This is a genomic window from Streptomyces sp. NPDC059564, from assembly GCF_042735575.1.
Lineage (GTDB): Bacteria > Actinomycetota > Actinomycetes > Streptomycetales > Streptomycetaceae > Streptomyces.
The window spans coordinates 43,724-69,880 of record NZ_JBHWBP010000003.1 but is presented as its reverse complement, the minus strand read 5'-3'; the positions used below and the strand labels follow the sequence as shown (position 1 = coordinate 69,880).

Below are 26,157 nucleotides of genomic sequence, written 5' to 3'. Positions count from 1 at the left end.
TAATTCGTCAGCCACCCATTTCGTCAGGCAGGTCTTGCGTAGGAGAGGTACGCCTGCGGGGGATGATCGAGAAGTGGTCCGGGACGACGACGATGGTGGCCTTCGGGCGGGGTGACGGCGCAACGAGGTCGAGTTGCTGCCAGGTCTGCACGATTGCCCCGAGCGTGATCAACAGCTGTGCCCAGGCGAGGTTCTCCCCGATGCAGTTGCGACGGCCGGCCCCGAAGGGGACGTAGGCGATGCGCATGGCGGCGGTCTTCCGCTCCTCGGTCCACCGTTCGGGGTCGAACCGGTCCGGTTCCGGAAACACTGCGGGATCGCGCTGGAGGAGGTAAGGGCTGTATCCGACGGTGGCGCCTTCAGGGAGGACGTGTCCGCCGAGTGTGACAGTTCGGGCGGTGACACGAGTGATAAGCCAGCCGAACCCGTACAGCCGGATGACCTCCTGGAGCACGCGGCGGCTGTAGGGAAGGTGGTCAAGATCCTCGTAGCGCATCGGTCGGGCGCCGCATACGTTCGTGATTTCCTCGCGTACCCGCTGCTGGACCTCGGGGTGCCGGATGAGCTCGAAGAGGGTCCAGGACGTACCGATGGCGCTGGTCTCGATCGCGCCGGCCAGCAGGGTGATGAGCTCGTCCTGCAACTGCCTCTGCGAGATCGGACCGGTCTGCGGGTGATGGGCTGTGAGCAACGTGGAGAACAGCCCGCCCGGCTCCTGCGAGGCGGCATGCGGGCACCCGGGTGCCACATGGTTTGTCCCCTGGTTCAGCTCGATGATCTCGCCGATCAATTCGCGCAGGCGGGTCATGTGACGGACATGCCTGGTGTTGACGGGCAGTGGCAAGCGGGTGAACCAAGGGGGCAAGACCGCATACCGACCGACGCCGTCAAACACGAGGGGCACAAGCCGGACGAGTTCACGCTGCACGTGGGGGGGAATATCAGCACCGAACAACGCTGCCAGGAACATACGCAGCGCGAGCTCGCTCATCTCGTCGACCACGTTCTCCTGAGCCACCCCCTCAGCCCAGGAGCCGACGAGCCCCCGCGCTGCCCTGATCATGGCCTCACCGCGGGTGGCGATGTGCGCCTTGTTGAACATGGGCTGCATCAGCCTGCGGTTGCTCAGGTGGGCCTGGTCGTCCGGGATGGTTCCCACCCCATCGCCCATGAAGGCGCGCAACCCTTCTATGAGGCTTCCCCCTTTTGGGTAGTCCTTGGCGTCCGTGACCAGGACCTTGCGGGTCAGGGCCGGATCAGTGACCACATATGTCGGGGTGGGTCCGAGGAAGACGCGCACGAGGGGGCCCTGTTCACGCAGTGATTCCATGAAGAGCAGTGGCTGCCGGGCCAGGTGGTGGGCATGTCCGAGGAAGGGCAGCCGGCCAGGCGCGGTGGGTGCGGAGGAAGCGGCCATCAGGTGTAACTTCTTTCGTCAGCTTCGCGTAGTCACTGGGATGGATCGGGGGAGCCTGGCCCGACGGTTGACGGACGCGCTCCATCTCTGTGGCGCTGGATGGGCATCGTGAAGGCGGTGTTCCGCGTCGTGCGCTTCGGCCGAACCGTCACCCTGGGGGATTCTGTACCGGGCCGGACCCCTGGTTCTCATGACACACAGCCCTTCTCACCCTGACAGTCCGATGGCTGTACCGGTGGTTTGTTAAACCGGGGAGTAGAGATCAAGGGCGTGGCCGGTGCCGACGGCGTCGATCAGGGCTTGGAGTTCGGGTGGCGGTGGTGCGTTGGTCCAGGCTCGCCAGCAGCGTTGGAGGGCGATCCAGGGGTCGAGCCAGGCCCGGACGTCACGGATGGCCTTGGGCCAGCAGGCCGGTTGGGGCTGGTGGGGGCGGTGTGGGCCCCCTCTTGGGCCGGTCCCGTTTCTCGGGCGGCCGCGGTGGGGCTTGAGGGCCATGACGAAGGGCAGGCCGGCCTCGCGCAGGGTGTGGCGGAACTCGTCGTTGTCTCCGTAGCCGCAGTCGGCGACCACCGCCCGGAACGGCACCCCGGCATCGTGGGCCCGGCGGGCGAGCGTGGTGGCGAGTGCGGGCTTGGTCTGGAAGTCGGGGTCGTTGCGCTTCTTGGGGAAGTGGTGGGCGGGCGGGTAGGGGACGGCGTGCAGTGGGTAGTACAGGCGGGCGTCGGCACAGACCGTGGTCACCGTGACGATGCCGTTGTCGGTCTTGCCGTAGCGGCCCAGCCACTGACGTCCCACTCGAGCGGTGGCGGTGCCGGCCTTGCGATCCCCGGAGTCGTCGATGACCAGCACGCCCTGGTCGTGCGGGGCGGTGGCACGGTCTGCCAGCAGCAGCTCGACGCGCCGGTCGTTGATCCTGTCGTGCTTCCAGGTGGACTCGGACAGGAAGAACTGCAGCCGCTGGACAGCCGGATTCTGGGCTCCGGCTACCGGTTCGGCAACAGCCAGGCAGGTCAGCGTCTTGTTTCGGTCCCGTGGGGCCAGCGGCCCGGTCAGGTACTCGCGGAAGCCGCGCCGCTGGGCGAGAGAGACCAACAGGTCGTCAAACCGGGCCGCGTACTCCTCCAGCGGCCCCGGTGCGGGCGGACAGGGACGCCGTGCGGTCATCAGGAACCCCCTACAGCCTGCGAAAACCCCAACTTCAGACGTATCGCCGACCTGACCTACCGTCACCCCTTGTTACTCACCGGTGCACTAAACCACTGGTACGGGGTGAGGCCGCCGAGCTGGAGGTCACGCCGGAGAAAGCCCGCGCATCGCCACGCCGACCGTAAGCGACAGCAGGTTGGTCTGCCTGGTGGCTCGGTCAACGGGGACTAACAGGGCCTCCGCTGGTGAGGCGCCCGGTGCTTGGCGGGCAAGACGGGGCTAAAGGAGGCACAGATCTGCGGCTTCTGAGTCTTCATCTGCCCCCACCACACCAGGACTCTGTCCTGAGCACCCGGCCAGGTGCTCAGGTGAATGGTTCCGCCGTCCGGATCTTGCTACCCAACGCGGCCATCCGCAAAACCGATGGCCCACGCCTGGGAGATCGAAGGCGGCTCCGCTACCCAGAGTGACCAGCCGGGGGGGCTGCCGACGACGTTCTGCTCACGATCCACCAACACAATCAGTGCTCATCGCGCGCGGATTCCGACGTTGTCGCTGGAGTCCGTGCTCACGAAACTGCGGACCCTACACCGCTGGCCGCCGCGACCGCCGGCACGCTCGCTCTCGTCCTGGACGTGCCGACCGTCCTCGCCGTCGGCGCGCTCCTCCAGGTCGCGCCGACGGTCCTGTCGGCACCACGACCGACGCCACCCGCTGTCCGGCGAGGTGACGGGTGACCTCCGTCGGCTGCAGCGCGGGCGGTTGGGCGCCCAACGCCAGGCAGCGGAAGCCGTCGTTCTCCAGAATTCGCTGTGTCTCATGGGACATGGCGATCAGTCGCTCCGGCGAGCAAGTAGGAATTGCGAGGTTCAGGCGTAACCCGTCTGGGTAGCCCACGTGGGCTTGACCAACACCTCACCGTCGGAGCCAGCTTGGTGACGAGCGGCGTATCCGAGCGGGAGGAAGCAGACCAACGTGGAGGTTCAGTGTCCGAATCAGGGTTCTCGGGTTCTCTGGCTGCCGGGAGCCTCGGGCTTCTCGTTGGCCCTGTCGATCCGGGGTCGGTGGATGTGCTGACCGTGGCTCCGGCGGCTCGTCTGTCTTGTCTCACTGAGGCGCAGGATCTGGTCGGGCCTGCGCTGCGTAGCGCGGTGGATCGGCTGCCGGGACCGGTGCGGCACATAGCCGGCTATCACCTCGGTTGGTGGGATGAGCACGGGCGGCCTGTTGACGGGGATGGCGGAAAGGCGATACGCGCGGCGCTGGTGCTTTTGGCCGCGCGCGCTGTCGGCGGTTCCGTGACTGCGGCGGTCCCAGCTGCTGTTGCCGTGGAGTTGGTGCACAACTTCTCGCTCTTGCACGACGACGTCATGGACGGGGACCGGACTCGGCGCGGCCGTACTGCAGCATGGGCAGCGTTCGGTTCAGCCGAGGCAATTCTGACCGGGGACGCCATGCTGTCCCTGGCCTTCTCCGTACTGTCTGAGGCCGACGCGCAGGCCACCTCAGGTGGTGCCGAGTGCCCGGAGCGGGGTCTGCCCGTGCTCTTGGCTGCGGTCTTCGAGCTAGTCGAGGGGCAGGCGCAGGACCTGGCGTTCGAGAAGCGTGACGATGTCACATTGCGCGAGTGCCTGGCGATGGCCTCGGGGAAGACGGCCTCGTTGCTGGCGTGCGCATGCGGGCTCGGTGCTCTATTCGGCGGCGGCGAACGCTCCCGGATCGAGTTGCTGAAACGTTTCGGCCGAGACCTTGGTTTGGCATTCCAGCTGGTCGACGACCTTCTGGGCATCTGGGGCGACCCTCAGCTGACGGGGAAACCGGCTGGCTCGGATCTGCTCCACCACAAGAAGTCTCTTCCTGTGGTTGCTGCCTTGATGCATGAGAGCGCTGCTGCTGAGGAGCTGGCTCGGCTGTATCTGCACCGCGGGACACTCGAAAACGACCAGGTCGCGCGCGCTGCCGAACTCGTCGAGGAGGCCGGAGGCCGGCGATGGGCCGTCAGAGAAACGGAGATGCGCTTGGAAGCCGCGGCATCCCACCTGCGCGCAATCCAGCCGGACCCAGAGGCAGCCGAACAGTTACTGCGCCTGACTCAACTGGTGGCCCAGCGAGACAAGTAGCCCAGGCGACGAGAGTCGTTGCGCGTGAGACGGCGTAGTCAGTGACCCGGATGTTGGACACCACAGACACTTGGATCTTGACGGTCCAGGTGGACAGGGAGAACCCGTGACGATCCGAACCGCCCAGCACAAGCTGCTGGGTATCTCCGACCTCAGGCCTCTGGGACCCGCTCGCGTGAACCCGCGGTCGGCCGAGGTGGACGAGATCGCCGAGGACCAGTGCCGTCGGCTGGGCATCTGGCATCCGACTTACCCGCACTACACGACCATGTGCTACTTCCTGTATCCGCGGGCAAGCGTGGAGCACTTGGTGCCGATCACCGTCTTCCACAATCTGCTCTTCTACCTGGACGAGGTCTTCACCTCACCGGGAGAGGAGGCCCTCACACCTGCCACTACGGCCGCAGCCGCACTCATGGAGGACGCTCTGGAGCTCTTCTGCCGAGGCGTCGGCGGGGCCAGTGACCGGAAAGTCCACCAGGCATGCCGTGAGCTGCGAACGACGATCCTTGGGATGAGCCCAGGCGCGCCCTGGTTCGCACGCCTGTCGGGCGCGTTACGAAGTCATCTCAGGGCGGCCACCGACCCGCTGGACACGGTCATCACCGACGGCGTGGTGGACCTGGACAAATTCATCGCGGCGCGTGGATCGGACGGAGGGATGTACACCACAGTCGAGTTCATCGAGTTCGCGGACGGCTACGTCCTGCCCGACAGCCTGCTGCACGACCCGGACATCGACGGACTCAGGCGCTGCACTATTCTGATCGGCGCCCTGATGAACGACATCTTCTCCTACCACAAGGAAGTCGTCGTGGGCGGAACCAGGTTCAACCTGATCAACGTGATCAGCGAGAGAGAGTCCTGCGGCTTCACCGAGGCGGCGCACCTGGCCGTGACCCAGGTCAACGCGCTGTCCGACTCCTACACCCGCCTCGCGGAGCGGGTGACCGCCACATACCGCGGAACGGCGCACGCCCGGACAGTCGATTCCTACCTGGCAGCCCTGCTCGAACAAAACAGCGCCACATACCACTGGCAATGGTCCACGAACCGGTACCGCTCGCCCGATCAGGTCTTCCCCGAACTGCGCGGCATGCTGTGAGCGGCAAGGATCCGACCCCCAGCACGGCGCAGTCGGCCCAGGCTCCTTTGGCGAACATCTCGGCGTCGGGTGAAGACTGACCGCTGAACGGCGGATCAACGGTGACCCAACCGGCGCCGGATTCCGCCCGAGGTTTTCGACCTCTCGTGGAGCCGCTCAGCGCGGGATTCTGCCTGGCCTCGCCCGAAGAGCCGTCCGTGGTGAACCTATTCTTCTTCCTCCACATGCCGGGCGGCAACAGGCTACTCAGACGACAAGCCCGCTCAGCTGGTGAACCACCTGCTCGACGGCTTGACGCCGGGCGGTTATCTCTCAGTGACCCACATCGGATCAGAGTTCGGGCCCGCACTCCAGCGGGGCATTGACGCAGTCGCGGCCGTTGGCGTGGCTGCTCAATCTCGGTCACACGAAGAACTGGCTGCCTTCTTCACCGGTCTGGACCTGGTGGACCCGGGCCTGCAAGTGGCGCACCGCCGGAGGCCCGACATCCACGCACACCAGCCCGCCCGACCTGCAGTTTTCACGATGGATACCGCCCAATGCACAGGGCCGCGCCCACGGGGGTGATGGAAGGCCCGCATGCGTGCTCCGCGGGTTGTCAGCGGGGGCAGATAGAGTCCAGCGCCATGCCGATACCCAACGACTCTCCGCTGCCGCTACTGGAGATTCGGACCGACGTCATCGCGCCGAGCCGAGGCGAACTGGAATGGGCCTGCGCCGATCCCCTGGATCCCACCGCGCCCGCTGTTCTGCCCGCGGCGCCGGGCGTGTACTGCTGGGCCGCTCGCCGTAACGGCGGCATCTACTACGCCGGCCGGGCGACTGGACGGTACGGCCTGCGGGGGCGGCTGGGGCGTGACGAGATGCGCTGGGTCCGCACCGGTACTCGCTCTGTCGAGGAAGAAGGCACGGACGCCGCCCACATGGCCGACAACTGGGAGAGCTTCAGCCGGGTCATGGTCACGGTGGATGCCGTGGTGTGGTGGGCGACCGCCGCAAGCGTGGACGAGGCCAAGGCATGGGAGCGACGACTGCTGCAGCAGTCGATCCGGTTGACGGGCGTAGTGCCGGCGGTCAATGGCGGCGCCTGGTGGAACCGGTCGCAGGCTTGGGTTGACGCACGCACGTGGGCTCACCAGGCGGACGGAGAGGTCCAGTTCGGCCCGGGCATCAGCTACGTGCCCGGGGCGATAGCAGCGTTCGCATAGCCGCGTCGTCATCCTGGACCGTTGGGTCGGCGCCCTCCCCGCGCCTGAGGGAGCGCGCCCGGAGACGCCGCCCGGGCCACCCGGTGTCGGGCTACGCGTTTTGCGGATCGAGGTCTCCTGCCCGGATGATCACGCGCTCGCCCTGCGGCCCCGGGGACTCCACCCTGATCTCGCCGTCCAAGGTGAGCACCACCGCCCGTCGCACTCCGCCGTCCTGGCCAGGAACCACGAGAACAACCTCGTAGCCCGGCGGTGGCCCTGGCAGCACAGTGCGGTGCTCGTCGTCCATCAACCAGGCCGGACGGACTACCTCGCCTTCGCGTCCCTCGTCCTCGCCGCCGACCACCCGTACCCGTGTACGTGGCAGCAGGCCCGCCGGCCGCTCGGCAGCAAGCGCGTCCTGCGCCGCAGCAGCGGCCCAATGCGTGATCACATCGACCGCGGGCTCCGACGAACCGCGCGCGATCCCTCGGGGCATTCCGTCGCTATTGGCCAGAGAAGGCGCGTTCGGCCAACGGCGGATCAACCAGGCCCACCCGGACGCCGCTTCGGCCGGCTGCGCGCCCTCGGCCGACAGCCCCATCGCGTCAGCGAGCTCGCGCACCATCGCCGGCCCTTGGTCGAGGTGCCACAGGACGCTACCGATGTCTACCTCTGCAGCGGGCAGCCCCTGCCGCCCGGCCAGACCCGCGAGCGTCACAGCGAGAACCCCGCGAATCGCCCGCCCGTCCCACGTGTCCGCTGGGTGGAGGCCCAGAGCCGCGATCTGATCGGAGCGCTCCACCGACTGAGCCCACTCGACCGGACGTCCTTCGGTCATGCCGTGAGCTCCCAGGTCTCGAACGAGTAACGCTTGTTGGCGACTTCTGAGACACCCAAGATCCTAGCCCGTCGTACAACGCCAGGCCGAGGATCGGTGCCCTCGTGAGACAGCGAGGGCCTTGAGACACCCGAACTGTTCATAACCAGGGCGGGGTCGGGTAGACCTCTACCGATCCCGCGCGTCATCCCGTCCCACCGCAACTCCGGAACCTGCGGGAGCTGGCGCAGGTCCGATGGGACGTGCACCGCGGCTCGCTTGTCGATGACGGGTGTCTTGGGGGCGCGCGTGTCCCACGCACGGGTCAGCCACGCCCAGCAGCCGGCCACCGGGTCACCGGGCTCGGCGGTTGGAGCCAGGTCGTGGCCGCCGCTGGTGAGGGCGGCGGTCGCCAGGTCGGTTACCCGGGCGTCGTCGCGCAGCTGCCACAGCACTTGCTGCCAGCGGATGTCCCCGACGGGCTGGCGGTTGCGCAGGTGCAGGCTGTAGAGGGTGACGGCAAGGATCCCGCGGATCGCCACGTCGTCCCAGCAGCGTTCGTCCATCCCGCCGGGTGTGCGGGCGGAGGTCAGGGCGGTGGCACGTTGGACGGCGGCGTCCCACGAGGGGTGCTGTTCGTGACGGGACACGGAAGTTGCTCCTGCTGGTCTGTCGGGACTGGGAACGCCGGTCTCGCCGGCACCGGCGGTCAGATGCTTATGCGGTACACGGACCTCTCGCCGAACAGGGTGCCGAGGCCGAGGGCCAGGGCCGTTGCGTGGCGGTCTCCGAGTGCGTCGGCGGGGTGCTCGGTGAGCAGATGCCGCCAGAGCCGTGCGACGGGATCGTCGGTGGAGTCGAGGTCGTGCCCGAGTCCCTTCAGTCGTGCCTCCCACCGCTCCGGGACAGTGGACCAGTCCGCGGCACCAGGGTCTCCGGCTTCGTCACCGGCTGCGAGCAGGTAGCGGACGTCCTCCAGCCGGATGTTGGCGACCGTGGAGTGGGTGCTGCTGCCCAGCAGGTACAGGGCGAGGGTCAGGCCCGCGCATCCGTCGCTGATGCGTCCGCTGGTGACTCGGTAGCGGGCGAAGTGGCGTTCGGCCATCTCCACGGTGCGTGTCCAGGCGTCCTGCCACACTGCGGGCCCGCCCTCGGCCTGCCATGCTTTGAGCCGGTCGGTGACCAAGAGCCTGCTGGGAGCCCACTTTTCGCTCTCCAGTTTCAGGTCGGCCACCAGGGTGTGCACGGTGTCGACCAGGGCGTGGCCGTCGCTGCTGTTGCGGACGGCCGGTTCGCTGAGGGCGGCGTGGACCTGGAGGAGGAGCAGGGTCAGGGCCCGGCCCTCGTGGCGTTCGGGCAGCCGCGGCTTCAGTGCCGTCTCCAGGGCCGTGACCACGTCGCCGGTAGTGAGGTCGATGGCCTCGACCAGAGCGACGTCCTCACCGTGCGGGCCCTCGTACCAACGGCTGCCCCGGGCTTCCTGTTCACGCGCGTGGTACTCCGCGAGGGGCGGCATCAGGAGGCGGGCCGTGGAGGCGGGGTCCGCGGCGGCGAGGATGAGCCGCTTGAGGATGCGCCGACCTACGTCATCGGGGCCGGCCGCGCTCGGCGACATGATCGTGACCCCGCAGCGGCAGTGCAGGGTAAGGGGGTCACCCCACCGGCCCTCGACGAGGAAGTGCTCGCGGCTGCCGCAGGCCGGGCACGCCAGGGTCTCCAGGCCGGTCTCGTGCTGGTAGGCCGGCTCGCTGATAGAGGAGTCCTCGGAGATCGCCTCGTTCCACCGGTGGACCCCGGCATCCCAGCGCTCCACCAGGATCCGGCCGACGTTGATCTGCCACACATGGTCGGGGGCCTGACCTGGGGGAGCGTCCTCCGTGATCTCCCCGGCGTGGTAGCCGACAGTGGGCAGGGCGACGCGCCGACCCGCTTCCGGGGTGGGGTCGCCCACATGGGCCGGTGCGGTACGGGTAAGGGCCGGGGCCCGGTGGCCGAGAGTGCACTCGTGGTTGGACTCGCGCAGCCCGTACGGGCAGTCCTTCATGTTCATATCGATCGTGTGCGCGGCCAACAGACAGAGGTCGGCGAGGAAGCCGGCGTCGGTGCGGGCCAGGCGCTTGACCGGCACGGTGACCCCCGCGATGTCCTGGCTCTCGGGCGCGACGAAGCCCGCGAGAGCAGCCCGGGCCTGCTCCGGATCGCGCAGCACGGACAGGACCCGGCTGATGACCAGGCTCTCCAGCTCCGTAGCGGGGACGCCGTCCTGGCGGGCTTGAAGGTCGAGCACCGACCCCAGCATCAGCGCGAGTGCCGTGGTGCTGGTACCCGGCAGGCTCGCCTCGGAGGGCCGCAATGCCCAGCGGCGCCACATGTCGGCGTACTCACGGCGGGCCATCGGCGCTGTGTCGAGCACCCACTCCACCAGCACCGTCGCGTAGCCACAGCACAGCGCGGACAACGCCGGCTCCGGGGCGAAGCCCTCCTCCTGGGCGATCAGTAGCATGCCCATCAGCTTGTCGAGAGCGTCACCGGCCGCAGCACGCCGTCCCTCCGGTCCCAGCTGCTCACACACCTCGGCCACTGGCTCCGCCGCAGTCACCGCACGCATCACCCGCTTGAACTCCAAGGCAGCCGGCCCGAAGTGTTCCGCATCATCGGTCATGTGGCCGGGAAGCTCCGCTTGGTGCACGCGCAGCGCGGCCTGGCGCGCGACCACCACCAGGCGCCCCAGGGTGACCGGATCAGCCGCAACCTCGCCCAGCAGCCGGTCCATGCACGACCTGCAGCCCGCGTACGCAGCCCCCATCAGGACTCCGAGCAGCTCCTCGTCCACCTCGAGCCCGTCGGCGTCGCGCGGGCCTCCCGGCACCTTCACCGAACCGTGCTCGTGCGGTTGTTCCCCCATTGCGGACCCTCCAGCTCGCCTCGCCGTCACCCTAGCGCCGCGCCCTGCCCGGCACTGCCTGCCTGGCCAGGAAACGACCAGGCCAGGCGAACCGCCGGGCCCCCGCCAGCGCGCAAGGTCCCAGTCAGCCCCGTAGGTGCAGCGCGTGCCGTCGCTCGAAGGTGTAGATGTTCTGTTCCGGCCGCTGCCGCTCCCACACCAGCCACACCGTGCGAACGGTCGCGGAGGCGCGGACGCCGGGCCGGATGGCCTTTCCGATCTCGGAGGCGAACCGGTCCGAGCGGGCAGCCAGGTCCGGGGCGTCGGTGTCCTGCACCCCGTAGCCGCAGGATATGTGGCACCAGAAGTGCTCCTCGGCGGGCGGCAGCACCATCCCCGCCGTCTCTAGCCCCGCCCGGACCCTCCTGTTCAGTTCTGCCGGCCCCTGCTCGGGCCAGATCTCCACGATCCCCGCCGACCCAGACGCCCGTGCAGGCCCGATCTCGATATCGAACGGAGCCAGATCGTCGAGCCGGGCCTGGACCAGACCGGCCGCAGCGGTCAGCTGTTCCTCGTCCACCCGGATACCGTCGGCGTTGAACTGGCGGACGGACTGCACGGTCATGTGCAGGTCCGCGTCCGCGATGGGTGTGATCACGTCGTCGAACCGGGTGACGACCTCCCGCAGCCACCCGAAATATGCCATCACCTGCGGATCGTGCTGCGGGAGCCACAGCACGTGCGGCTTGATCCAGTCATCCTCCGGCCCGCCTGCGGTGCCCCACAAGCGCTCTGGTCGCATGAAGCGCCGCATCACCGCTCCCCGATGATCTCGGACGGCTCGATGGGGCGCACCACCGAGGCGTCCTCGGCCCCCAGACTCGGCTCGCGCTGGCCATCATGCCGAGGGGATACGCCGAGGCGGGTGTAGTACTCGGTTGAGATGATCGACTCCCGTACGTCTGCGGGGAGGCGGGCAAGGATCCCGGGCAGGGGACGCTCCCGGGCAGCCTCGCTGCGGTGGGAGAGAATGGCCGCCCACTTCTCGGTGAGGAAGCCACTCACATCGACCGTCGCCGTGATGTGCCTGTCCGGGACGGACAGCACCTTCTTACCGACCCGCGACAGCAACGCGCCCAGCTCGCCCACCCCCGAGTCCGGGTGGGTGGCCGCGTACAAGGCGGCAGGCTGCCAAGGGGCACCCGCCTTCGGGTACTGGTGTTCCAGGCCCGCGGCGTGGAAGGCCAAGGCGGCCGCTTGATGGGTGCGGACATGATCGGGGTGACCGGTCAACTGGCCGTAGGAGTCATGGGTCAAAACCAGCTGTGGCCGTACGGCACGGATGTGTCCGACGAGCATCTCCACGACCTCGTCGACGGGGGCGTCACACAGCCTCGGGCGGCCGCGGGCGGAGTCGGGGATGCGAGCGTCGGCGTAGCCGAGCATCCGAGGTTCTCCGGCCCCCAGAACCGCCAGTGCGTCGGCGAGTTCGGCGGCCCGACGACTTTCCGGGGACCAGGTCGTGGTAACGACCGCGGTGTCGGCACCGGCGGCGGCGTGCTGCGCGAGCACACCGCCGGCGAGGAGCGACTCATCGTCGGGGTGGGCGAAGACTGCGAGGAGGGAGGGCTTTGGTTGTGTCACGGGTGTCCAGACGGAGGAGTCGGTGTGCGGGGACGGGGTGGTTGGCGGTTACGGGCTTGCTACCCGGCCCTTGCCGGTGGCTGCGGCGGGCGGGACAGCGGACCCGGCGGTGGTGCGCTGCGCGGTCAGCAAGATCGCCGCGAGGGTGCCGGCCTCGGTGATCCGGCCATCGCGGCTCATCGTCACCGCTTCGTCCAAGGTGACCCAGCGCAGCTCCATGTCGGCCTCGCTCGGATCCCGGTGGTGCTCGCCGATGCTCAGGCCCCGGGCGAGGTACAGGTGCTCGCGGGTACGGGCGCCGGCAGGCATCCGCCACATCATCGTCAGCAGCTCGACCTCGGAGGCGCGGATCCCCGCTTCCTCAGCGAGTTCTCGGCGTGCGGCCGACAGGGGATCTTCGCCGGGCTGGCATCCGCCGCCGGGGCACATCAGCAGCCGTTGTCCGCAGACGTAGACGTTCTCCTCCACCAGGGCGATCCGGCCGCGGGCGTCAAGGGCCACGACGCGAACGCCGTCGGCGGACTCGGTGTACTCGTACGTCCCCATGCTCTGGTCGGTGCGTTGGACGGAGTCCCGGCGCACCACCACCCGGACTCCCGTGTACTGGACGGTCGACGAGACCGTGGTCCAGCCGTTGATCATTGCGACTCCTTCGTCTGGGACTGCTCCACCGGCTGGAGGCCCAAGGCTGCTCGGCGGGCGAAGCACGTCGTGGAGCGTGCACGAGGGCATGGCACGCCCAAGGTGGTGAGGGTGGTCTTGCGGGTCTCGAAGGCCCCAGGTTCACGCGGGCTCCGGTGGCCCGGTCGGGCTAGGGCTGGCCGAGCCGTTGGTAGGGCTGGAAGTGGGCGGGTGGGTGGTCGAGGGGGAGGGTGGGGTCCCAGGCGGTCATGCACTGGGCGCTCGGCACGAAGAGCGGCTGGGGCAGTGCGTCGGTGGGCCAGAACCTCCAGGACCCAAGGGCTTCCTCGCGCTGGTGGGGGGTGCCGGTCCAGCGGGTGACGAGGACGGGGACCGTGATCCGGGCGACGTCGCCCACCTGGTCCAAGAGTGTGCCCAGCACCTGCATGGCATCGGGGTCGGCCACGATCCCGGCCTCCTCGTTGAGTTCACGGATAGCGGCCTCGGCAAGGCTTTCGCCTGGCTCCACAGTTCCGCCGGCGAGCTCCCAGGCTCCGCGTCGGTGCAGTCCGAGCAGGACACCCTGCGGGCCGTGGACGATCACGCCGACGCCCAGCGCGGCCGTCGGCGCCGGGGGAGCGCTGCTGCGTGGGCGGCTCGGTACCCGCTCGGGGCGACGGGCAGCGTAGAGCCGGTAGGACACCGTGCTGTCCGGCTGCGGGGAGTCGATCGCGGTGATCGACTTCATGATGAGGCCGCGCTCGCCGAGGAGGTCCTCCCACAACTGCGGAGTCAGCGTCCACATGTTCACAGGATGGTCGTCGGTGGTACCGGGCAGCCGCAGGATCTCGGGCCGCGCAGCTACCTGGGTGGCGGGGCCGACCCCGGCGGAGTTCGTGTGCAGCGCGGAGAAGAGCAGGCGCCCGCCGGGCCGAAGAGCGTTCGTGAGGGCGGGCAGGAGCCGGGCCGGGTCCAGGTACGGGACCGAGCAGACGGAGTAGATCAGGTCGTACGGATCTGCGTCCCGCAGGTGCTCCACGGCATCCGCGCACACCAGGCGCAGGCCCGGAGTCTGCGGGTATCGGGCCAGCGCACGCTCATGCTGTGCGGGGGAGGCGTCCACGGCGGTGACGTTGGCGCCCGCGGCGGCCAGGCGGGCGGCATGGCGTCCGAGACCGCTGCCGAGGTCGAGGACCCGCAGCCCCGATACCTCGCCGAGGACCTCGATTCCGGGCCCGGCGCCCTCGATTCCCCAGTTCCACTGCTCCAGTTCGGGCAGCTCGATCCCGCGGGCGATTTGGTGTGTCCCGTAGGTATTCCAGATCGCGACGGTGTCCTTCTCCATGGTCGACAAGTCCTCCTTCAGGAAGCGGGGCAGAGGTTCAGGGGTGCAGGGCGAAGCAGCGGAGCACGTCGAGGTCGGCGGTCTGGACGCTGGACCAGCCGGAGGTGAGGAGTTCGGTCTCGGCGGGGCTGATCCCGAGGCTGTGGAGGGGGTCGGTGTCCTCGCGGCGGCCTGTGATTTCGGTGACTACCCAGAAGATCCCTCCGGGTGCGAGGAGGTGGCGGACGCGGCTGAGGAACGCCGGCTTGTCGTGCACCCACCGGTAGACCAGACGGCAGGTGATGACCGCGTACGCGGTATCCGGCAGGGCCGTGAGGTCACCGGTGGTGATGTCGGTGCACTGCCAGGCCGGCCCCGAGCCGGGCCGTGCGTCATGTGAGGCGGCGAGTGCGACGGCTGTGGGGGAGATGTCGATGCCGGTGGTGCGGTATCCACGCTCGTGGTGGAGATAGCGGGCCAGCGAGCTGTCGCCGCAGCCGATGTCGAGGGCCGGGCGGCTGCGGCCGGCGCCGAGGCGTTCGTCCATCAGGCGTGCTTCGGTACCGTCCAGGTGCCGGTACCGGCGACCCCCGGACCACAGTGCCTCCCAGTAGTCGGCGTTCACGATGCTCCTTCACGGGCGGGCGGCACGGCGGTCCGTGCGAGTGGGGAGGGCATGTCCCGCAGCGCGCGGACGGGGGAGAGGAGCAGGAGGACCACGGGGACGGTCTGGAGGACCGCGCCGACGGCGAGGGTGCTGCGCACGCCCAGGAGGAGGACCAGAGCGCCGGCGGCCGCGGCGGCGACGGGTCGGGCCCCGGCGGTGAGCGTGGTGCTCGCGGCCTGCATGCGGCCCTGGAACCGTGGTTCGCACAAGGTCTGTCTCAGGGATCTCTGGCTCGTCCCGGAGGCCGTTGCCCAGAACAACTGGGCGGCCAGCGCCGCTGCGAGGACGATCTGCCAGGTGAGGCCGGGTCCGGCGAGCAGGAGGGGGATCTGGGCCAGCGGGCTGACAGCGAAGCCGATGATGATCGTCGGTCCGATGCCGATACGGGAGGCGATGCGCGGGGCCAGGAGCGCCCCGGCCAGGCTGCCGGCCCCGCCCACCCCCATCATCACGCCGAACGTGCTCGGGGACATGCGCAAGCTGGTCAGCAGGTAGTACGCCCAGTACGTGTTCATGATCGCGAGGCCGAAGCTCAGCGTGGACAGGGCAGCGATCACCGTACGGATGGTGGGCTGCCCGGCCACGTAGCGCAGGCCCTCACCGATGTCCCGCGCGAGGCTGCGGCGGCCCTCGGCCGTTGCGGCGGCCGGCTCGGGGGTGCGGATGCGCCACACGAGGAATGCGGAGACAAGGTAGGACAGGACGTCGGCGAGGATCGAGCGGGCGGCGCCGACCGCGCCGACCAGCGCGGCGCCCACGTTGCTGCCCGCGCTGTCGGCCACCGACGAGGCCGCGCCCAGCCGCGAGTTCGCATGCTGCAGCAGGTCAGCCTCGACGAGCACAGGCAGATAGCTGATGGACGCCGAACTGTGCACGATCTTGGCGATGCCCAGGACGACGGCGACCGCGTAGAGCTGGCCGACGCCGAGCACCCCGTTGAAGGCGGCGGCCGGAATGGTCACGAGGGCTGCGGCAGCGGTGAGGTCCGCGCCGATCATCAGGGGGCGCTTGGCGTGCCGGTCCGAGAACGCGCCGGCCGGGAGCGCCACGATGGCGTTCGGGAGCTGGCCGAGGAAGGCGAGCAGCGCGATCTGGGTGGTCGAGGCGCCCAGGTCGAGCACGGCCAGGGTGGGGAGGGCAACGGTGCTGACCGCCGAGCCCGACAGGCTCGCGCACTCGCTGCCGACGAGACGCCGCAGATCCGGGGAGACACGCTTCCGGAACTTGGCTGGCTGGGTGGAGGTCGTCACCCGGCCTCACCGCCACGCATCTCCGGGGCGATCACGTTCGCGTAGAGCTGGCCGGTGGCGAAATGAGTCAGGACCGAGTGCGTGAACGGATGGCAGTCGGGCGGCGGCGCAGCAGGATCGACCCACACCAGTTCGCTGTGCGTCTGCGGCTCGCGGTTGTACGCGGTGCCCTCCCATTCCCGCACCGTGAAGACGGCGCCGATTACCCGCTCGCCGTCCGCCGCGTGGAAGTGGGGCAGCTGGCAAAACCGCAGCCGGTCCGGGGCGAGGCGGATGCCGACTTCCTCGGCGAGCTCGCGCGCCGCACCCTCGTCAAGGAACTCGCCTTCCTCCAGGCGGCCCCCGACCAGGGTCAGCATCCCGGGGGAGTGCCACGACGTCTCCCGGTGCCGCACGGTCAGGACCCAGCCGTCGCCGGGGCGCTGGAGCAGGACCATGACGTTGCCGATGCTGCGGTGTACGGCGCTCACGGGCGGTCCTCCCTCATGAGGCGGTCCAGGGTCCGCCGGCCCCGGGCCGTGACGAGCTCGTCTCCGTTGTCCGGCCCCCAGGCCAGGCAGTTGACCGCGTCCAGCGCGGTCAGACAGCGCAGGGCCTGACGCTCGGCGTCGGTGAGCGACCGCCCGTACCCCCGGAAGAACGCCTTCTCACGGTCCGGATGGTCGGCCCACTGGGTGGCCGTGAGGATGACGAAGTCCTGCACACGGGCCGCCGGCCTGGCCCGCTCGAAGTCGATGAGAGCGAGCACGCCTTCGGACACCATCCAGTTCCTGGGCTGGTTGTCGCCATGGATGTAGCCGACGGGCACGGGGCCGACTCGGCGAAGCTGGGCAGTGTGGTCCCGGATCAGCTGCCGCTCGTCCTCGGTCAGCCGGTCCCCGGCGCGAGCGAGGTACTTCTCCGCTCCGTCTGCAGCGGCGTCCAGGGAGGCTTCGGCCTCGCCCCGATCGGCGGGCTCGAGTTCCCCGGCCTCGTGAAGCCGGGCACACAGGATTCCCGCCTGCTCGTGCACCGCCCGCCACTCGGCGGTTTCCAGGCCGAGCTCCTTCGCCGGGGCGCCGGGGACCGCGGTGAGCAGCAGGACCAGGTCCCGGGCCTGGCTGTCGACGAGCTGCGGTGCCCGGGCGTACCCCAAGGCAGGAACGACATGACGGTACGCCCGGCTCTCCCGCATGTAGAACTTCTCGCTGGGCGAGACCTTCAGGTACCAGGAGACCCCGCCCATGCCCTCCAGCTCCCACACCCGGGAGCGGTCCCAGTCATGCGAGGCGTCACGTACCGCCGCGACGGCTCCGATCCGTTCCTCCGCCCAGCGAAGCAGCAACGCGGGCAGGGTCTTCGCCGTCTGCTTCACGCTGCGCTTTCCTCCATGGACGAGGCGAGCGCACGCCAGCCGCGCACCTCGGCCGCATTGTGGAAATCAGGCACAGGTTTCTCCCTCGGTGATGTGCGGCCCGCCGCTTCGCGAACGGGCCGCAGGGGCAGGCGAAGTGGTCAGCGGTCCTGGGAGAGCGCCAAGAGCTCCGCGAAGGTCCCACCGCCGTGGACAAGATCGTCAAAGCGGCCCCGCTCGGAGATCCGGCCGTCTTCCATCACGATGATGTGGTCCGCGATCTTCGTGTTCTCCAGGCGGTGGGTGACCATGATGGTGATCCGGTCGACGGCGATCGCTTTGATCTGTTCGAAGATCAGGTGCTCACCGCGGGGGTCCATCTGAGAAGTCGGCTCGTCCAAGATCAACAGATCGGGCTTGCGGTACAGCGCCCTGGCACAGGCCTCCCGTTGCCACTGTCCGCCGGAGAACTCGACGCCTCCCCAGATGTCGCGGGCCTGGAGGCTGTCGAGGCCGTGGGGGAGGTCTTCGACGGCTTCGCGCAGGCCGACCGCGTCGATGGCCTCCCACACGGGTCCGTCGTCGTGGGTGCGGGGTTGGCCGAGCGTGATGTTCTCGCGCACTCGCCACGGCCACTTGGCGAACTCCTGCGGCACCAGGCCGGTGCGGGCCCAGACGGTGCTCGGGTCGGTGTCTGAGAGGTCGCTTCCGTTCCAGGTGACCCGGCCCTTGTCGCTCAGGTAGACCCCGGTGATCAGGCGTAGCAGGGTCGACTTTCCGGAACCGTTCGCTCCGACGATCGCGAGGATCTGGCCGCGCTCCAGGGTGAGGGAGACTCCGTCGACCGCGGGCTTGTCCTTGCCCGGGTACTGGTAGGCGACCTCGTCGAGCTGGATCTGCTGGACCGGGCTGGTGATCTCGCGCGGTCCACGCTGGGGAGTGCGGGCGGCGGCCTCGTCGAGGAAGGACTGCATGTCGCTCAGGTACAAGCTGGTGTGGAAGATCGCGGCCCCGTTGATGATGACCTGGGAGAGGGCGGCGAGTGCAGTCTGGACGGCGATGACGGCCGTGGCAGCGATGGCGGGTTCGATCCGGCCGGTCACGGCGAGCCAGGCGAGCGCTCCCCAGGTGGCGAGGAGGAAGACGCCGCCGGCCAGCGCTGAGAGCAGGGAGATCCGCAGGGTCCGCGGTGCGGCGGCCAGGTTTCGCCGGTCACACCGGTCGGACAGGGCCCGGTACCAGTAGACGAGGTAGTCGGTCATGGAGTTGGCGCGGACTTCGTCGCCGTACTGGGACGCGGTGGCCCACCAGCGCATCATTCCCCGCACGTTGCGGTCGGAGATGTTGGAGTAGTGGATCTCGTAGTCGACGCGGGCGGTCAGGACGGCGCCGATGCCAGCGGGCAGCACGGCGAGGAGCAGCAGCGGCAGCATCATCACGTTCAGTAGGGACAGGACGCTGCCGGCGGTGACCAGGCGGATCAGCGAGGACATGAAGCGCTGGGCGTCGGTGACCATCACGTGGGTGCGGACCACCCCCATCTCGGCCGCCTCCTGCCGGTCGGAGAAGCCGTCCCCGGCGTAGGCCGCGGCCTCGACCCGGCAGACTGCCTCGACCAGGGCGCTGTCCGTTTCCGAGGTCAGCAGCGGGGTGATCCGCCGGGCGGCGTACGTGGCCACGGCCCCCGAGACACGGTTCATCGTGGCGGCGAGCGCGACCACGAGCAGAGCGGGCAGAGCACCGTGAAGGCGGTCCCCGGCGCTTCCGGCGCCGAGTACGGGCCCCATCGCGCGGGCGGTGGCGGCCAGCAGCACTGCGGCTGATACGCCCGTGATGACCTGGCACCCGATCAGGAGCCGTACGGCCTGCCGGTCGGTCTGCCACGACAGGCGGCCGATCCGGACCAGGACGGACGGGAGCGTCGCGCACATCTGCCGGAAGGAGACCTCGGCCAGCGGATTGACGGAGTACTGGCCGCTGTAGGTGATCTCCGCCGGCGGCGGCGGAGGCGGTGTGTCGGCCGGTTTGCTGTGCAGTCCGGATGTGGTCATCGGGTCCCCCTGATCGCCGTTCGGATGCTGTCGGGAAGCTCAACGACGGCCCCCATTCTTCGAACACACGTCTTTCGGACGGCCTCGAACTCCCGGAATAGAGCGCCGGGCGGACCGTGGGAACTACACCGACCCGCCCCCGACAACGGCACTGCCACCAAAGGGGGTTGGCCGAATCGCCGAGGTCCCCAAGCGCCGCACGGCAACGGGCGGGTTGGTGCGCATCGGGCTGGTCGGACTTGTAGGGTGCGGGGCTTCTCGTACGCCACGAACCCCTGCGGAGCTGACTGTGCACGTACTTGGTGGCCGCCTTCGAGCGGCCCGTCCCGGAGGAACACCCCTTCGCGCTCGCAGGAAGGTGAGGACCCGTGGCGATCACTGATTCCGTGATCGTGGGCGTACTCGACGGCTACCTGGAGCGCTACCCGCACGAGGCCGGGCAGCTGGCCAAGGCGCTGCGGCTCCTGGCCGAAGGTCGAAGCTGACCCCTCCCTCTGGCCGTCCTTGCCAGCAGGAGGCACAAGACTGCTCGGTGAGCGTCCTGACGGCACCAAGGGCTGCGCGCGACGGTGCCGTCCTGGTCAGGTTGGGCGGTTGGTGATGCGGAGCAGCGCCGGAGGGTGGCGGCGGCCGTTGACCTGGAGTGCGAGGTGGTAGCTGCCCGGTGCCAGGGCGGCGGTGCCGGTGGACTTCAGGAGGTGGGTCTTGGCCAGGCGCAGTGGTGCGCCTGCTTTGACGGTGGCTCGGGTGAGGTGAGCGACTTTCTCTCGGGCCTGGGTGCCGGGGTCAGTGCGGGTCAGCACGTACATGACGTGCACCGGGGTGTCGGTGGGGGCGGTGAGATCGGCTTCGAAGGCGAGGTCGTCACCGAGCCGGTAGTGGCTGTTGGTCAGACGGAGGGGGCTGACGCTGACGGCCGCTTGCGGGTCGTAGCCGAGGATCGTGTAGGCGGGTGGCCAGCCGTCCTTGAGGCGGGCCTTGAGCGCCTCGCGGGTGATGAAGGCGAGTTCGGTGTTCGTGGCGCGTCCTTCGGTGCGCCACTTGGCCAGGGTGGCGAGGACGAGGTCGGGTTGGGTGCGGGCGATGTCGCGCAGATGGTTGGCGACCGACGTGGTTACGAAGCGGCTGCTGTCGGCGTGCAGCGCGTCGAGCAGCGGCAGGGCGGTGTCGACGGGCAGGCCGGTGCCGACGGACCAGGGCAGGTGGGGGCGCAGGGCCTCGCTGGCCAGGCGCCGCACCCGGTGGTCGGCGGCGGTGGCCCACGTGGCCGCGGCCGCCAGCGTCTGCTCGGGATAGGTGGTGAGGAAGGTCCGGACGGCGTCCTCGGCGGAGAAGTACGGGGTGATCGTGGCGAGCGCGTCGAATGCCTGGTCGAGCCGTTCGGGGTGGAGGTGGTGGGCGGCGACGTAGGCGGAGTGCGGGGCGTAGATGTAGAGACCGAAGTCGGATTCCGCGCCCGCAGCCTCCGCGGTGGTGGGCAGGGAGTGCAGCACGGTGTCGAGGGCGGCCGGCCCGGTGACGGGCAGGTGCTGGTGCAGGCCCTCGGCGGTGCGGGCGATGCGGGCCTTGAGTTCCAGGCTGGGCAGATCGGCGGTGACCTGGGCGGTGAACGAGGTGGCGTCGAAGACGGGGCAGGCGGCCTGCATCTCGCGCCCGATCCGGGCGATCCGATCCGGGTTCAAGGCCCGGTCCTTCATGGGCACTTGGGAACTCATTCGGCCACCTTAGTGTCGGTTCTGCCGGGAGGCGGGCAGCTCGGCGGGGTTTCCCCCGTCGGAGGGACCGGAGCGGCGTGTCGAGTGTCGGATGGCGGCGCGCACCAGCAGCCGCGGGTGGGGTGAGCTGTCGCAGGGGGAGGCGGTGTGCAGGACGGCGAGGTTGTCCCAGACGACCAGGTCGTCCTGCTTCCAGCGGTGGGTGTAGAGGTAGCCGGGACTGGTGGTGTGGGTGAGGAGGTCGGCCAGCAGCGTCCGGCCTTCGGTCTCGGGCAGCCCCTCGATGTGGGGGATGACCATGGAGCCGAGCAGGAGCGTGCGGGCGCCGGTGGCGGGGTGGATGGGGGCGAGCGGGTGCGTGACCTCGGGCAGTTGCACGAGGGTGCCAGCCTGGGTGGAGGAGCGGCCGTCGGCGGCGTTGGCCTGCTGCGTGGCGAGGTGCTGGATGGAGTGGACGGCGCGCAGGCCGTCGATCCGGGCCCGGAGGCCGGTGGGAAGGTCGGCGTAGGCGCGGGTGGCGTCGGCGAAGCGGGTCTCGCCGCCCTTGCCGGGGGTGATGACCGAGTACAGCAGGGTGGCGGCGGTCAGCTGCGGCTTGAAGGAGTTGTCGGCGTGCCACTCCTCCTCCTGGTCGCCGTCGTAGATGCCTATCGGCGTGCCGTTCTCGTGGATGTTGGAGACGACGGTGAGGCCGGGGAAGCCGGGGACGGTGTAGCGGCGGTCGGTGGCGGTGTCGACGGCGCCGAACAGGGAGGCGGCTGCGAGCAGGTCGGCGTGGCTGAGGTGCTGGCCGGGCAGGACGAGTACGCGGTGGCGGTGGAGCGCGTCGGTGAGTGCGCGCGCCGCGGCGGAGCCGGTCGTGCGGGCGAGGTCGGTCTCGACGCGGGCGCCGAATCCGCCGGGCAGAGGGGTGATCGCAAGGTCCATCGTGCCTCCAGGGACGGGTGCCGGGTGTCAGAACTGGGGGGACTGGAGAAACGGGGTGATGTCGCGCAGTCCGGCGGAGGCGGCGCACAGGCGCTCGATTCCGATGCCGAGGCCGGCGGTGTCTGCAGGTACGGATCCGGCCTCGACGGCGTCCAGGGCGAGCTGCTGCTCGTCGTCGTAGAGGCTGACGGCCTTGGCGCGGTCGGTGAAGGCCCTCTGGTCCGTCTCGTCGGTGTAGCCGTGGACGAGTTCGATGCCGTCGACGATCAGCTCGAACCGCTCCAGGACGGCGGTGGTGCCGGGAGCCAGGCGGGCGCACGGCTCGTCGCCGCCAGTCGGGTAGTCGGTCAGGAACACCGCGCGGCCCGCGGTGCCGGCCTCGAGTTCGAGGGCGATGTAGCGGCCGAGGACGTCGCGGAACGGCTCGCCCGGATCGGCGCCGATCCGGGCGGCCATGCGCCGGTGCAGGTCGCCGATGGGCTCGGTGCGCAGGTCGATGTCGAACGCGTCGCGGACGTGGTCGGCGATCGAGAGCTGCTCGGGGGTGTAGGAGGGCAGGTGCGGGCCGACCAGGCGCCAGGCGAGGCCGATCAGGTCCTCGAAGCCGAGCCCGGCGGCGTACAGGTCGAGCATCGTGAACTCGGCAGCGTGGAGGGCGTCGGGCGGCTCGGGCCGGAAGCACGGACCGATCTCGTACACCTTCGGCCGGGCGGTGCTCACGTTGACACGCAACGCCGGGCCGATCATCGCGCGCAGGTACCGGCCCTCGTGGAGGCCGGCGGACGCGCGGCGCCCGGGGCCGAGGTCGGCGCGGCGGGCGACGGGGGTGACCACCTCGGTGAAGTCCTCGTCGTGCAGCAGGGCCCGCAGGCTGTGCAGCAAGTGGGCCTTGGTGCGGATGGAATCGGACAGCGCGGGCATGCGCTCTTCCTCTCAACTCGGCAATAGGAAAAGGGGAGTTGTCGAGTCGGGGCACTGCTTGGCGGTGCGCCCTCCCCGGGGCGCCTCAAGGTAGTCGCACGCCGCCGAAGCGCAGAAGACCGCGTGCACCGCCGAGGGGCCCGGTGCTCGGCCGGTAGCCGCGATTCCAGCGGATCGAAGGAGTGTTTCCGCAGGTCATCGGCAGGGTGGACGCAACGGGTACGCAACGCCCCGGCGCACTTGGCGCAACGTCGCGACCTGTTGCCGCTGCCCTTGGTGCGGCCCTAGCGTGATGGCACGGCCACTCGGCGCGACGGCTTCGCCAGCGCCCTCGGCGCAGCGCCCGGCCGGTCCCTTCGAGTCGCGCTCATCTTCGGCTCGACCATCAGATTCACCACGCGTGGCTGCGGCATGCCCGCAGCCCGAGAGGAGAACCCATGGACAACACCCTGAAGCTCGGCATGCGTCCGGGCGACGACACCGTCAAGCTCGGCATGCGGCCCGGCCGCACCGTGAAGCTCGGCATGCGCCCGGGCATCAAGCTCGGCATGCGCCCGGGCGCCGCCGCCTGACCTCGATCGTCCTGATCGGCTGACGTGCTGCTGCCGGTGGGCGGGGCGCCTCGCCCACCGGCAGTGGTTCACGGAAGGCCAACATCCAGTCCCCAGCGAAGTCCGGAGGAGAGCAGATGGGCAGGCCCAGCCGGCGGTCGGTACGCCGGCGAGAGAAGACAGCGAGGCGCACCCGGCACTCGACCGGCGCGTCCGGTCCGGTCCGGCAGGCGCTGGGGCCGGAGCTGATCGGCGAGCTGGAGGGCCTGTGCGGCGCTCCGAGCGTCGGCCTGCGGGACGTCGCGTTGGACGTCGGCGCGATCGTCGCGGCGGCAATCGTCGGATCCCTGGCCGGGCACGTCGTCGGGCCGATGCTTGCGGTCCTGTACATCGGGGTGCGCCAGCGGCACCTCTCGAACCTGGCGCACGAGTGCGTCCACGCGAAGCTGCTGGCCACTGCGCGTGGCAACCGCCTGGTGGGGTACTTCGTGACCGGGCTGCTCGGCGAGGGGCTGCGGCCCTACCGGGCCACCCACGGAGTGCACCACGCGCAGCTCGGCACCGGAGCCGACCCGATGTTCCAGTCGTACCAGGCTGGGCGCCTTCACACCGTCCGGGCACCGACGAGCCGGACCGCCTTCGTTCTGCGGGTCATCGTCATGGCCGCGCTGTGGCGGCTGCCGACATCGGCGCTGCGGACACTGGTCACCCGCGGTCCGCGGGAGAGCCGGTGGGCGTCGGCCGCTCGCGCGGTGCTGTGGGCCGGCGTCGCCACCGCGTGCTGGACCTTCGGCGTTTTCGGCGGCCTGGTGCTGTTCTGGCTGGTCCCGCTGGTGTTCGTACGGCCGGTGGTCACTTGGATCACCGACCTCGGCAACCACGCCGGCCTGATCGAGGACGACGACGTGCTGCTGCAGACCCGCGGCTGGTCCTCGCACTGGCTCACGCGGCACCTGCTCGGCGGCCACCTCGATGACATGCACCACCCGGTGCACCACTGGTGCCCCAAGATCCCCTGGCGGCGCCTGCCCGAGGCCACCACCCTCCTGACCGAGCGACTAGAGCGCTTCGACGAGGTGCCGTGGTGCTCCGGCTACTTCCTCCGCCGCCGTTCCACCCCCAAGGTGCCGTGCGTGATCGAGGACATCATCGCCCGCCTCACCGCCAAGCCCGCAACCCAGCAGGCCATGGCCGCCGAACGCACGGCCGCCTGATCGATCCCCTCCCCCTGTCCACGACCGGCCCGCCGCAGTGCCGCCCGGGCGGCACCCCCTTGCCCGCCCGGGCCGTGCCGGCACCCGCCGCCGAGGAGGCGGCCACCCCATGACCAAGCCCCAGCTCGACCCGCCCACCCAGGGCGCACACAGCTTCGACGACTTCACCCGGCTGCGCGAGGTCGTCGTCGGCCGCGCCGACCACTACACAGCGCACGACGCCGACAGCAGCTGGCGGCTGTTCTACTACGAGAACGTCGCCCCCCACCTGCCCGACGGGAATCGGCAGTTGACGATCCCGCAGCAGATCGTCGACGAGCTGATCGAGGACGTCACCGGCTTCGCGGACGCCCTGGCCGGCTGCGGGGTGCGCGTGCTTCGGCCCTCCGCCCCCGGCAAGGACGTCCAGGTCTCCTCCCCGTGGTGGAGCAGCGGCGCGACGCCGCCGCTGAACGTCCGCGACAACGCGGTCATCGTCGGGGAGACGATCGTGGAGACCGCGCCGCACATCCGCGGCCGGGTCTTCGAGAACGACCACCTCAAGCAGCACTTCAACCGCTACTTCGAGCAGGGCTCGAACTGGCTGGCCATGCCGCGACCCGCGCTTGCCGCCCACTCCCTGGACACCGCCTACTTCGAGCGCAACGGCATCGACGTCACCGCGGCGATGGCCGACGAGCACGCCCTGCCCATCGACGGCCTGGGCCTGGAGATGGTCTTCGACGGCGCGCAGTGCGTCCGGCTGGGCCGCGACGTTCTCGTCAACGTCGCCAACCACAACCACGAGCTGGCCTTCCAGTGGCTGGCCCGCACCTTCCCCCAGCTGCGCTGGCACCGGCTGCCTGGAATCGCCGACAACCACGTCGACTCCATCGTCGTCCCACTGCGCCCGGGCCTGATGCTGTTGCGCGACCCGAAGTACCTCGACCTCCTGCCGGAGGCGATGCGCGGCTGGGAGGCGATCTACCCGCCGCCCAGCTCGGTGCCCGAGCCCGACTACGACGAGTTCGGGTTCGTGGTCCCCACGGCGTCCCGGTACATCGACATCAACGTCCTGTCGATCGACGAGAGCACGGTCGTCGTCAACTCCCTCTACCCGGAGCTGATCAAGGTGCTGGAGCAGCGCGGCTTCACGGTCGTCCCGGTCCGGCACCGTCACCGGCGCCTGTTCGGCGGCGGGCACCACTGCTTCACCCTCGACACCGTCCGCGACGGCGGCCCCGAGGACTACCTCGCCGCCTAGTCCGTCCGGCCCGCACC

At 69.7% G+C, this 26,157-nt stretch carries 23 protein-coding genes and 1 pseudogene; 7 read left to right on the top strand and 17 right to left on the bottom strand.

Features of this window, described 5'->3' with window-relative positions; genetic code table 11:
- Window positions 1-7: 7 nt before the first annotated feature.
- Together ACFV0Q_RS01625 and ACFV0Q_RS01620 are read right to left on the bottom strand one after the other, a co-directional pair.
- Window positions 8-1,417 (bottom strand): cytochrome P450, encoded by a 1,410-nt coding sequence (locus tag ACFV0Q_RS01625; protein ID WP_384998764.1) that lies wholly within the window; start codon window positions 1,415-1,417, stop codon window positions 8-10.
- 243 nt (window positions 1,418-1,660) lie between these two features.
- A complete protein-coding gene (locus tag ACFV0Q_RS01620) occupies window positions 1,661-2,581 on the bottom strand; it encodes a transposase (protein ID WP_384998761.1) in 921 nt (306 codons plus the stop codon).
- Window positions 2,582-3,627: 1,046 nt separating this feature from the next.
- On the opposite strand from ACFV0Q_RS01620, the gene ACFV0Q_RS01615 reads away from it, so the two are divergent.
- The 4 genes and pseudogenes from ACFV0Q_RS01615 to ACFV0Q_RS01600 all read left to right on the top strand — a co-directional run bounded on the left by ACFV0Q_RS01615 (window position 3,628) and on the right by ACFV0Q_RS01600 (window position 6,996).
- Window positions 3,628-4,683 (top strand): polyprenyl synthetase family protein, encoded by a 1,056-nt coding sequence (locus tag ACFV0Q_RS01615; protein WP_384998759.1) that lies wholly within the window; start codon window positions 3,628-3,630, stop codon window positions 4,681-4,683.
- Between the two features lie 106 nt (window positions 4,684-4,789).
- Window positions 4,790-5,788, top strand: coding sequence for a hypothetical protein (locus ACFV0Q_RS01610; RefSeq protein WP_384998756.1), 999 nt, complete (start codon window positions 4,790-4,792; stop codon window positions 5,786-5,788).
- Window positions 5,789-6,049: 261 nt separating this feature from the next.
- Window positions 6,050-6,355, top strand: a pseudogene (locus tag ACFV0Q_RS01605) (SAM-dependent methyltransferase); the annotation flags it as partial.
- 59 nt (window positions 6,356-6,414) lie between these two features.
- A complete protein-coding gene (locus tag ACFV0Q_RS01600) occupies window positions 6,415-6,996 on the top strand; it encodes a hypothetical protein (RefSeq protein ID WP_384998753.1) in 582 nt (193 codons plus the stop codon).
- A 91-nt stretch (window positions 6,997-7,087) separates the two neighbouring features.
- Here ACFV0Q_RS01600 and ACFV0Q_RS01595 read toward each other — a convergent pair whose 3' ends face one another.
- The 15 genes from ACFV0Q_RS01595 to ACFV0Q_RS01525 all read right to left on the bottom strand — a co-directional run bounded on the left by ACFV0Q_RS01595 (window position 7,088) and on the right by ACFV0Q_RS01525 (window position 23,132).
- Window positions 7,088-7,816 carry a hypothetical protein gene (locus ACFV0Q_RS01595; RefSeq protein ID WP_384998750.1) on the bottom strand — a complete coding sequence of 243 codons (729 nt, stop codon included), beginning with the start codon at window positions 7,814-7,816 and terminating at the stop codon, window positions 7,088-7,090.
- The gene (locus tag ACFV0Q_RS01590; protein ID WP_384998747.1) at window positions 7,813-8,445 is read right to left on the bottom strand and encodes a hypothetical protein; all 633 of its coding nucleotides are present in this window, start codon (window positions 8,443-8,445) and stop codon (window positions 7,813-7,815) included. Before ACFV0Q_RS01590 ends, ACFV0Q_RS01595 begins: the two co-directional genes overlap by 4 nt.
- A 59-nt stretch (window positions 8,446-8,504) precedes the next feature.
- Complete coding sequence (locus ACFV0Q_RS01585; RefSeq protein WP_384998744.1) at window positions 8,505-10,700, bottom strand: hypothetical protein; 2,196 nt, start codon at window positions 10,698-10,700, stop codon at window positions 8,505-8,507.
- Between the two features lie 124 nt (window positions 10,701-10,824).
- Window positions 10,825-11,481, bottom strand: a complete 657-nt coding sequence (locus ACFV0Q_RS01580) for a 2'-5' RNA ligase family protein (protein ID WP_384998741.1) — start codon at window positions 11,479-11,481, stop codon at window positions 10,825-10,827.
- An 11-nt stretch (window positions 11,482-11,492) separates the two neighbouring features.
- The gene (locus ACFV0Q_RS01575; protein WP_384998738.1) at window positions 11,493-12,323 is read right to left on the bottom strand and encodes a PIG-L deacetylase family protein; all 831 of its coding nucleotides are present in this window, start codon (window positions 12,321-12,323) and stop codon (window positions 11,493-11,495) included.
- Window positions 12,324-12,371: 48 nt separating this feature from the next.
- Complete coding sequence (locus tag ACFV0Q_RS01570; RefSeq protein WP_384998735.1) at window positions 12,372-12,965, bottom strand: NUDIX domain-containing protein; 594 nt, start codon at window positions 12,963-12,965, stop codon at window positions 12,372-12,374.
- Between the two features lie 169 nt (window positions 12,966-13,134).
- A complete protein-coding gene (locus ACFV0Q_RS01565; RefSeq protein ID WP_384998732.1) occupies window positions 13,135-14,289 on the bottom strand; it encodes an NUDIX domain-containing protein in 1,155 nt (384 codons plus the stop codon).
- A gap of 37 nt (window positions 14,290-14,326) precedes the next feature.
- On the bottom strand, window positions 14,327-14,893 hold the full coding sequence (locus ACFV0Q_RS01560) for a class I SAM-dependent methyltransferase (protein WP_384998729.1): 567 nt from the start codon (window positions 14,891-14,893) through the stop codon (window positions 14,327-14,329).
- A complete protein-coding gene (locus ACFV0Q_RS01555) occupies window positions 14,890-16,185 on the bottom strand; it encodes an MFS transporter (protein WP_384998726.1) in 1,296 nt (431 codons plus the stop codon). The genes ACFV0Q_RS01560 and ACFV0Q_RS01555 overlap by 4 nt, the downstream gene beginning before the upstream one ends.
- A complete protein-coding gene (locus ACFV0Q_RS01550; protein WP_384998723.1) occupies window positions 16,182-16,655 on the bottom strand; it encodes an NUDIX domain-containing protein in 474 nt (157 codons plus the stop codon). Before ACFV0Q_RS01550 ends, ACFV0Q_RS01555 begins: the two co-directional genes overlap by 4 nt.
- A complete protein-coding gene (locus ACFV0Q_RS01545) occupies window positions 16,652-17,539 on the bottom strand; it encodes a phosphotransferase enzyme family protein (RefSeq protein ID WP_384998720.1) in 888 nt (295 codons plus the stop codon). The genes ACFV0Q_RS01550 and ACFV0Q_RS01545 overlap by 4 nt, the downstream gene beginning before the upstream one ends.
- Window positions 17,540-17,679: 140 nt before the next feature.
- The gene (locus tag ACFV0Q_RS01540) at window positions 17,680-19,569 is read right to left on the bottom strand and encodes an ATP-binding cassette domain-containing protein (protein ID WP_384998717.1); all 1,890 of its coding nucleotides are present in this window, start codon (window positions 19,567-19,569) and stop codon (window positions 17,680-17,682) included.
- A 581-nt stretch (window positions 19,570-20,150) separates the two neighbouring features.
- Complete coding sequence (locus tag ACFV0Q_RS01535; protein ID WP_384998715.1) at window positions 20,151-21,284, bottom strand: DNA alkylation repair protein; 1,134 nt, start codon at window positions 21,282-21,284, stop codon at window positions 20,151-20,153.
- Window positions 21,285-21,293: 9 nt separating this feature from the next.
- Window positions 21,294-22,211 carry a TauD/TfdA dioxygenase family protein gene (locus tag ACFV0Q_RS01530; protein WP_384998713.1) on the bottom strand — a complete coding sequence of 306 codons (918 nt, stop codon included), beginning with the start codon at window positions 22,209-22,211 and terminating at the stop codon, window positions 21,294-21,296.
- A gap of 27 nt (window positions 22,212-22,238) precedes the next feature.
- Window positions 22,239-23,132, bottom strand: coding sequence for an amino acid--tRNA ligase-related protein (locus ACFV0Q_RS01525; RefSeq protein ID WP_384998710.1), 894 nt, complete (start codon window positions 23,130-23,132; stop codon window positions 22,239-22,241).
- A gap of 437 nt (window positions 23,133-23,569) precedes the next feature.
- On the opposite strand from ACFV0Q_RS01525, the gene ACFV0Q_RS01520 reads away from it, so the two are divergent.
- The 3 genes from ACFV0Q_RS01520 to ACFV0Q_RS01510 all read left to right on the top strand — a co-directional run bounded on the left by ACFV0Q_RS01520 (window position 23,570) and on the right by ACFV0Q_RS01510 (window position 26,140).
- Window positions 23,570-23,704: a hypothetical protein gene (locus tag ACFV0Q_RS01520; protein WP_384998707.1), complete on the top strand. Its 135-nt coding sequence runs from the start codon at window positions 23,570-23,572 to the stop codon at window positions 23,702-23,704.
- 116 nt (window positions 23,705-23,820) lie between these two features.
- Window positions 23,821-24,897 (top strand): fatty acid desaturase family protein, encoded by a 1,077-nt coding sequence (locus tag ACFV0Q_RS01515; RefSeq protein ID WP_384998705.1) that lies wholly within the window; start codon window positions 23,821-23,823, stop codon window positions 24,895-24,897.
- Window positions 24,898-25,006: 109 nt separating this feature from the next.
- Window positions 25,007-26,140, top strand: coding sequence for an inosamine-phosphate amidinotransferase 1 (locus tag ACFV0Q_RS01510; protein WP_384998702.1), 1,134 nt, complete (start codon window positions 25,007-25,009; stop codon window positions 26,138-26,140).
- The last annotated feature ends 17 nt before the right edge of the window (window positions 26,141-26,157 follow it).

Excerpts from the sequence above, each read along its gene's own strand:
- ACFV0Q_RS01625 (WP_384998764.1), bottom strand. The coding sequence starts at position 1,417 with ATGGCCGCTTCCTCCGCACCCACCGCGCCTGGCCGGCTGCCCTTCCTC.
- ACFV0Q_RS01620 (WP_384998761.1), bottom strand. The coding sequence starts at position 2,581 with ATGACCGCACGGCGTCCCTGTCCGCCCGCACCGGGGCCGCTGGAGGAG.
- ACFV0Q_RS01600 (WP_384998753.1), top strand. The coding sequence starts at position 6,415 with ATGCCGATACCCAACGACTCTCCGCTGCCGCTACTGGAGATTCGGACC.
- ACFV0Q_RS01595 (WP_384998750.1), bottom strand. The coding sequence starts at position 7,816 with ATGACCGAAGGACGTCCGGTCGAGTGGGCTCAGTCGGTGGAGCGCTCC.
- ACFV0Q_RS01585 (WP_384998744.1), bottom strand. The coding sequence starts at position 10,700 with ATGGGGGAACAACCGCACGAGCACGGTTCGGTGAAGGTGCCGGGAGGC.
- ACFV0Q_RS01580 (WP_384998741.1), bottom strand. The coding sequence starts at position 11,481 with ATGCGACCAGAGCGCTTGTGGGGCACCGCAGGCGGGCCGGAGGATGAC.
- ACFV0Q_RS01570 (WP_384998735.1), bottom strand. The coding sequence starts at position 12,965 with ATGATCAACGGCTGGACCACGGTCTCGTCGACCGTCCAGTACACGGGA.
- ACFV0Q_RS01565 (WP_384998732.1), bottom strand. The coding sequence starts at position 14,289 with ATGGAGAAGGACACCGTCGCGATCTGGAATACCTACGGGACACACCAA.
- ACFV0Q_RS01540 (WP_384998717.1), bottom strand. The coding sequence starts at position 19,569 with ATGACCACATCCGGACTGCACAGCAAACCGGCCGACACACCGCCTCCG.
- ACFV0Q_RS01535 (WP_384998715.1), bottom strand. The coding sequence starts at position 21,284 with ATGAGTTCCCAAGTGCCCATGAAGGACCGGGCCTTGAACCCGGATCGG.
- ACFV0Q_RS01530 (WP_384998713.1), bottom strand. The coding sequence starts at position 22,211 with ATGGACCTTGCGATCACCCCTCTGCCCGGCGGATTCGGCGCCCGCGTC.
- ACFV0Q_RS01525 (WP_384998710.1), bottom strand. The coding sequence starts at position 23,132 with ATGCCCGCGCTGTCCGATTCCATCCGCACCAAGGCCCACTTGCTGCAC.
- ACFV0Q_RS01520 (WP_384998707.1), top strand. The coding sequence starts at position 23,570 with ATGGACAACACCCTGAAGCTCGGCATGCGTCCGGGCGACGACACCGTC.
- ACFV0Q_RS01515 (WP_384998705.1), top strand. The coding sequence starts at position 23,821 with ATGGGCAGGCCCAGCCGGCGGTCGGTACGCCGGCGAGAGAAGACAGCG.
- ACFV0Q_RS01510 (WP_384998702.1), top strand. The coding sequence starts at position 25,007 with ATGACCAAGCCCCAGCTCGACCCGCCCACCCAGGGCGCACACAGCTTC.